This is a genomic window from Ruegeria sp. AA6, from assembly GCF_056542865.1.
Genome location: NZ_JBQGAN010000057.1, coordinates 1 through 6,965, shown reverse-complemented (window position 1 = coordinate 6,965; position 6,965 = coordinate 1). Strand labels below are relative to the sequence as shown.

Sequence of the window (6,965 nt, the reverse complement as noted above, 5' to 3'; positions counted from 1 at the left end):
CCCATCATCACCGCACCTCCACTCTCAAAATCGAGTGAATCAGCGACAGGCAAACCAATCAACGGACTTTTTCAACACTATCTCCGCAAAGCAGACATTCAATGAATTCTGCGAACGTCTGCTCCGAGCCTGAAGATGACATTGGTGTTCTTTCCGCCTAGCTTGCAGGTCATGCATTAGTTGGAGGGATTACTATGTCGACGCCAGAAAGCAGGCTTGAAAAATTGGGCTTGAAATTGCCTGCGCCTACCAAGTTACCGGATGGCCTGCACATACCCTTCGAATTTGTTAATGTCAGAGGTGACCGAGCACTTTTCTCAGGTCACCCAAAAAACGCAATGGATGGTAGTCTGGCCGGGCCCTTTGGAGTTGTCGGAGCCGAAATTACTACGGATCAAGCGTATGCTGAGGCCCGCGAAGTAGCACTAACGGTACTGGCTAACCTGAAAGCAGAAATAGGCGAGCTATCAAGAATTGTTGGATGGGTCCGCGTCTTTGGTATGGTGACATCTGCGCCCGGATACTCGGATCAACATGTTGTGGTAAATGGCTTTAGCGATTTGATCATTGAGGTGTTCGGCCCAGACATCGGTCGCCATGCGCGTTCTGCTATCGGTGTGTCTGGACTGCCGCTCGGTTTCGCAATGGAAATTGAGGGCGAAGTTATGATCTCTGCCTGACAGGCCTGCGACGGCTTTGTCCGCTTGGCAGACGTTCAGCAGATTTCAGCGAACGGCCGCTGCCGTTCAATGCAGACCTTCAGGCGATATTCCTCGGAGTGACCACCAACAATGACCGCTATCCGATCCTAAGCCGTCATCCGACTGAAAGACTCTGATGACTGCCTTGAGCCCGAAGCTGCCTTTCTCCAAGCAATATCGCGCGCCAGCTTAGAGGGGGCCGAAATGCGCGAGATAAGCAGCTGCAAGTCCGATTATTCCTCAATTACTTTGTTGAGGCCCTCAGGGTCCAGAAGCCCGAAGCGACCATAGCTAGTTTCAATGAGTCCGCTCTGCGCCAGTGCGTTCAAGTGAATGGACGCCTTCGAACGAGCGATGTTCGCCAAGTTTGCAAGGTCTTGTTGGCTGACCCTGATTTCATTCGCGGTTCCTGATCCTTGTATATTGCCGCGTTGTCCGCTCAGGCGCAGAAGCGTGGCAGCAATGCGCTGTCTTGGCCTTGTGAGTGTTAGATCGTTGGCGGCAGACATCGCCAGCAGTTGGTTCATTGAAGCCAGTAGGGCAAAAGCTTGCCAAAGTTCGGGTCGTTCGTCTGCAAGGCGGCGAAACGGTGAATAGGCAATACGTACAGCCTTCGTTGGCTCAGTCGCTTTCACTTCGATCAACCCGTCAACGCCGTTAATAAGTTCCGACTCTCCAAACCATGCACCTGCGTGGTAGATGTGAGCGAGGACAGGCTCGGTTTCTATGAAAGCAACGCGAATCTGGACTTGTCCTCCCACGATGGACCACAGCCATTTCTGGGGACCACCAAGCGCATAAAGTGTGTCTCCGACGTCAAAGGTTTGAAACTCAGTTAGCCGCTTGAGTTTGTTGATCGATTCTTTCGAAACGCCGCTCAGCCAACGCGCCGCAAAAACGTCTGCTTCCATTTTCATGCCAATTGTCCCCCTCGGGACAGTATTATGCATCACAGGTCGTTAGCGTCGTCAAAAGATTATTGATTTTGTGAAGCCTTGAGGGACGCGTCCCAGTTGTAACTCGCATTTTAGCAACGAAAGCGAATGGAAGTTTGCATGAAACAGTCAATTACAACAACACTCGCAATTCTTCTTGGGTCATCCGCGATTGCTCAGGAAACACCCTTTCTCGCTCTGCCGTCCGAAAGCGCGAAATATTCACCCTACACCGGAGACGATTTCCCTGATCAAGTCTACTTCGGAGACACACATCTGCATACGGCACTATCGGCAGATGCAGGTCTTGCACTTGCGTCGCTGACGCCGGACGACGCCTACCGTTTTGCCAAGGGTGAAAAGGTGGTTTCTTCTCTTGGTGTTCCAGCTCGGCTCAAGCGCCCTTTGGATTGGCTTGTCGTTACGGATCACGCGGAAAACCTCGGACTGCCAGTTGCTCTCGAAACCAACGATCCGATCATGCTGAAGAATGCATGGGGTCGCGAAATGGTAGACGTCTACGCCCCCAAAACGATGGACTCGACGCGCGCTGCCTATGTGAAGTGGTTTGAGCCAGTCGCAACGCCGGGAGCGCCTGATCCGATGGCAGGCACTGGGCTGGCTGAAAGCTATTGGGGCATGGCGACGTCAGCGGCGGAACAACACAATCAGCCCGGTTTGTTCACGGCAATGATCGGCTTTGAATGGACCTCCGCACCGGGTGGAAACAACCTGCATCGCAACATCATCTTCCGCGACGGCAAGGACAAAGCGGATCAGATCGTGCCGCTGTCCTCTTTTGACACGGTCGATCCCGAAGACCTCTGGGATTGGATGCAGGCGTACGAGGATGCAACCGGCGGCAGGCTCCTCGCTATTCCTCACAACGGCAATCTTTCCAACGGCCTGATGTTCGACGACGTAACACTGTCTGGCGAGCCATTGACAGCAGAATACGCCGAGCGCCGCCAAAGATGGGAACCCATCTACGAAGTCACACAGATGAAAGGCGATGGTGAGACGCATCCGATGCTATCGCCAGATGACGGCTTTGCTGACTACGAGAAATGGGATACCGGCAGCTTTGGACCTGAGCGAAAAACACCGGAAATGCTGCCGCGCGAATATGCCCGCGAAACGTTCAAGCGGGGCATCGCCTATGAAGCTGAGCTTGGCGTGAACCCATTCAAGTTTGGGATCATTGGCTCGACCGACAGCCACACAGGCTTGTCCACCGCACAAGAAGACAACTACTTCGGCAAGGTGTCAGCGTTTGAGCCCAGCAATGATCCCATTCGTTTTGCTGAGCCCATCGTCGGTATGCTGACCCCTGAAGACCCAACCGACGATATTGTCAGTTCGCAGGCGTCCGCTGCAGGTATTGCAGCCGTCTGGGCGACCGAAAATACGCGGGAAGGCATCTGGGACGCACTAAAAAGGCGTGAAGTTTACGCCACGACCGGCTCGCGCCTCCGGGTACGCGTCTTCGGCGGATATGATTTTGAAGAATCTGACCTTCCTCGATCAGACTTCGCGGCGCACGGCTACTTAAATGGTGTTCCCATGGGTGGTGAACTGGGTAGTGGGGACGGTCGTGCGCCGCGATTGCTCATTCGGGCACTGCGTGATCCGGATGGCGCCAATCTTGACCGGGTGCAGGTTGTGAAGGGCTGGCTCAACGCTGACGGAACGACAAGCGAACAGGTATTCGATGTCGCTTGCGGAGGGCGTGCATTGCTCGATAGCGGATGCGACGGCGCTGTTGGAAACACAGTGGACACGGAAAACGCAACTTGGACCAATGACATCGGTCAGGCGATCCTATCTGCATTTTGGGAAGACCCCGACTTCGACCCCGCCCAATCCGCATTCTACTACGTTCGCGCCATCGAGATACCGACGCCACGCTGGACGACCTATGACAGCGTCATCTTTGGCGTGGATATTCCGGAAGGCACTCCGCTTCATATTCAGGAGCGGGCTTACACTTCGCCGATTTGGTACACACCGAGCTAAGGATCCAAAAATGAAAACGTTTTTTCTGTCTGCTTCGATTACTCTTTTGGTCACAGTAGCGTCAGCGCAAGACAGTTTCGTTTCTGACAATGCTGAAGGTGTTCTGCAGGGACCTGCTTATTCCCCATATGCAAACCGAGGTTTTCCGACCAATGTCTACTTTGGCGATACGCATGTGCACACGGCCTTGTCCGGCGACGCGGGGGGTGCTGGGACGCGCTTGATGCCGAGGGATGCCTACCGCTTTGCGCGCGGTGAGCAGGTGACGTCGAACACCGGGCAGCCAGTGCAGCTTTCCCGACCGCTTGATTTTTACATGATTACCGATCACTCGGATGCAATGGGCGCAATCGCGGACGTCATTAAGGGCGCGCCGCATGTTCTCGCTGACGAACAAGGGCGAATGTTCCACGAGGGATTCAATTCACCCGATCCAAGGACACGCGTCGACACTGCACGCATGATGACGCGCACATTTGGTTCTGGCGAATTGTCAGAAGCGTTGAACTACCAACCGGGCAATCCAGCTTTCGCAGACGTCTGGCAAAGCATTGTCGAAGCTTCGGAAGAGTTCAACAACCCCGGAATATTCACCACATTCGCAGCATACGAGTGGACCTCTTTCGAAGCCGGAAGAACGCTTCATCGCAACGTGATCTTCCGAGATGGCCCAGAACGAACGTTGCAAATCGTGCCGTACACAACCACGCCTCCTATTGGGTCGAACGATCCCCGCGATCTGTGGAAGTGGCTTGAAAACTACGAAAGTAAAACTGGCGGTCGCGTTCTCGCCATTCCTCACAACGGGAACATATCAAATGGCTGGATGTTTCCGCTCAGAGACGACTTTGCAGGTGGTGAACCGTTGGATCAGGCTTACGCCGAAACCCGGCAAAAGTGGGAGCGTATCTACGAAACGACCCAGTTCAAAGGGGATGGCGAAACGCATCCAATGTTGTCTCCTGATGACGAGTTCGCAGATTTTGAAACATGGGACTTTGGAACAGGCGATGCCACTGAACGCAAAACTCCCGACATGCTTCCGGGCGACTACACCCGATCCGGACTGAAACGCGGCTTGCTGTTGGAAGCCGAACTCGGTGCGAACCCATTCAAATACGGATTGGTCGGAGCGACAGACACGCATACTGGCCTGACGGCTTACGAAGAAGAGAACTTCTTTGGGAAGTTTCCGGCAGAAGAACCTTCTGCTGAACGATTTGAAGGCGTCGGAGCAAGATTTCCGGACGGTTCACCTGCTGTTCTTGGCTCGATGTTTCAAGCGTCCGGCCTGACAGCAGTTTGGGCAACAGAGAACAGTCGCAAAGCGATTTGGGACGGCATGCATCGTCGCGAAACATATGCCACGACGGGACCTCGCATGCGCGTGCGCCTCTTTGGCGGATGGGACTTTGACGAAATCGACGCACAGCGCCGCAACCTTGCTCAGATCGGCTACTCGAAAGGTGTGGCAATGGGTTCTGACCTGCGGCCGGGAGACGGGCCTCCGTCCTTCCTTGTCTACGCACTGCGAGACCCGATGGGCGCGAACCTTGATCGCATCCAGATTGTCAAAGGCTGGCTCGATGCAAATGGTGAACAGCAAGAGAAGGTGTATGATGTCGCTTGGTCTGATGGACGCGTACCCGGCGCGGACGGTAAACTGCCTGTCGTTGGCAACACGGTTGATCTGAGCATTCCCTCATGGACAAACACCATCGGATCACCAGAACTTGGAACAGTCTGGGAAGACCCTGATTTTGATCCCTCGCTTTCTGCCTTTTACTACGCCCGCGTAATAGAAATCCCCACGCCGCGCTGGACAGCCTATGACGCCGTTCGGTTCGACATCGACATGCCCTCTGATGTGCCGCTGATCACGCAAGAACGCGCCTATACATCGCCGATTTGGTACACGCCAAACTGAGAGGGAAAAGTTTCATGAGAAAAACTGCATTAATCTTGGTTGTTTGCCTGAGTGCCGCTGTTGCAAGCGCGGAAAACAAAGTGACGAGCAAAGCGAAAGACGCCGTCGACCCAAACTGCACTGTAAGCAAAGCAGCAAAGGGCGCGGCTATGAAAGCCACTGTTGGTGTGGGCAACCGCTGCGGAGCGGCTGAAACTGCGCGCGACGTGACTGGTGTGGACGGCAAAGCCAAAGACGCAAAGAAGAAGGTCTCAGATTGAACTCTTACTGTCGCTTCTTTGCCTTCACGCTTTCCGTTTTGGGGGCATCATTTACCGCTGTAAAAGTTCACGCGGTAGAAGGCGGATCTGGCGCCTACTTTCTAGGGACCCGAGACACGCTAGCGGGCATAGTCCCACCGCCGGGAACATATCTGTCTTTCACATATGATCGGTTGGACGGTAACGTGGATGCGCTCAGCGTGGGTGGCTTACCCATTCGCGCCAACGCGTCAGTGGATCTGAACCTTTATCGCGTGGGCTGGACCCAGTCGTTTGATTCACAGCTTTGGGGTGGCCAACCGGCGTTCAACCTCACCATACCATTTCCTGACGTAGGTCTTTCATACACGGCAGTCAGCCCTCCCATCGAAGGTGCACAAATTGACGACAGTACATCCGGCGTTGGTGATCTAAGCGTGACCGGCCTTCTTGGTTGGAACGAAGGTAACTTGTACTACAGTGCCGCATTTACGGTCTATGCGCCAACAGGTGAGTACAACACTGCGAGTATCGATGTTCAGTCCAGAAGTGTTGAAGCTGTGTCTGTCGGCAAGAATGTTTGGTCGTTCCAACCAACTGTTGCAACTACATATTTAAACCCCGAAACAGGTTTCGAGGTGTCGGGAGCCGCCAGTTTACTTTTCAGCACCAAGAACGACGACACAGACTACCAGACTGCCCCAGCCGTCCAGCTTGAAGCTGCAATCGTGCAACGCATTCGTTCTGGATGGGGTTTCGGCGTCACAGGGTATGCCTATCAACAACTCGATGACGACAGCGGAGACGGCGCAGATTTTACTAAAGCCTTTCTCGGGACAAACAGTCTGAAAGCGCGTGTGTACGGAGCGGGTCCGATGATTGTCTATAGTGGAGGCCAGCTCTTTGGCGGGGACGTCAGTTTGAAAGCCAAATACGTTACCGAATTCGGCGCAAAACGGCGTTTGGAAAGCGATGTTTTCACATTAGCAATTTCGTTGGCATTCTGAAGAGGTGCGTGCGCCTTTTGGCTTTTAAAGCCATCTAGCCAATGGCTGTTTTGTCCGGATAGTGTTGAAGAAGTTGCCGTTTGGGCGCTTGCAGGATACAGCCTCAATAGGCTGCCGTCTTTCCTTCATCCCGTTTTTCT

General features: G+C 53.9%; 6 protein-coding genes. 5 read left to right on the top strand and 1 reads right to left on the bottom strand.

All coding sequences use genetic code 11. The features are described 5' to 3' along the window. Positions 1-194: 194 nt before the first annotated feature. Positions 195-680, top strand: a complete 486-nt coding sequence (locus ACR0LN_RS23710; protein ID WP_480433196.1) for a RidA family protein — start codon at positions 195-197, stop codon at positions 678-680. 254 nt (positions 681-934) lie between these two features. On the opposite strand, the gene ACR0LN_RS23705 is transcribed toward ACR0LN_RS23710, so the two are convergent. Then, the gene (locus ACR0LN_RS23705) at positions 935-1,618 is read right to left on the bottom strand and encodes a Crp/Fnr family transcriptional regulator (RefSeq protein ID WP_480433194.1); all 684 of its coding nucleotides are present in this window, start codon (positions 1,616-1,618) and stop codon (positions 935-937) included. A 138-nt stretch (positions 1,619-1,756) separates the two neighbouring features. Here ACR0LN_RS23705 and ACR0LN_RS23700 point away from each other — a divergent pair, with 138 nt between their 5' ends. The 4 genes from ACR0LN_RS23700 to ACR0LN_RS23685 all read left to right on the top strand — a co-directional run bounded on the left by ACR0LN_RS23700 (position 1,757) and on the right by ACR0LN_RS23685 (position 6,825). After that, positions 1,757-3,652 (top strand): DUF3604 domain-containing protein, encoded by a 1,896-nt coding sequence (locus ACR0LN_RS23700; RefSeq protein WP_480433192.1) that lies wholly within the window; start codon positions 1,757-1,759, stop codon positions 3,650-3,652. Positions 3,653-3,662: 10 nt separating this feature from the next. Continuing rightward, a complete protein-coding gene (locus tag ACR0LN_RS23695; RefSeq protein WP_480433191.1) occupies positions 3,663-5,579 on the top strand; it encodes a DUF3604 domain-containing protein in 1,917 nt (638 codons plus the stop codon). Between the two features lie 80 nt (positions 5,580-5,659). Further along, on the top strand, positions 5,660-5,839 hold the full coding sequence (locus ACR0LN_RS23690) for a hypothetical protein (protein ID WP_480433189.1): 180 nt from the start codon (positions 5,660-5,662) through the stop codon (positions 5,837-5,839). A gap of 185 nt (positions 5,840-6,024) precedes the next feature. Further along, positions 6,025-6,825 (top strand): SphA family protein, encoded by an 801-nt coding sequence (locus ACR0LN_RS23685; RefSeq protein ID WP_480433187.1) that lies wholly within the window; start codon positions 6,025-6,027, stop codon positions 6,823-6,825. The last annotated feature ends 140 nt before the right edge of the window (positions 6,826-6,965 follow it).

What these genes read in the sequence shown, in the direction of transcription:
- ACR0LN_RS23710 (WP_480433196.1), top strand. Translation starts at nt 195, where the DNA reads ATGTCGACGCCAGAAAGCAGGCTTGAAAAATTGGGCTTGAAATTGCCT.
- ACR0LN_RS23705 (WP_480433194.1), bottom strand. Translation starts at nt 1,618, where the DNA reads ATGAAAATGGAAGCAGACGTTTTTGCGGCGCGTTGGCTGAGCGGCGTT.
- ACR0LN_RS23700 (WP_480433192.1), top strand. Translation starts at nt 1,757, where the DNA reads ATGAAACAGTCAATTACAACAACACTCGCAATTCTTCTTGGGTCATCC.
- ACR0LN_RS23695 (WP_480433191.1), top strand. Translation starts at nt 3,663, where the DNA reads ATGAAAACGTTTTTTCTGTCTGCTTCGATTACTCTTTTGGTCACAGTA.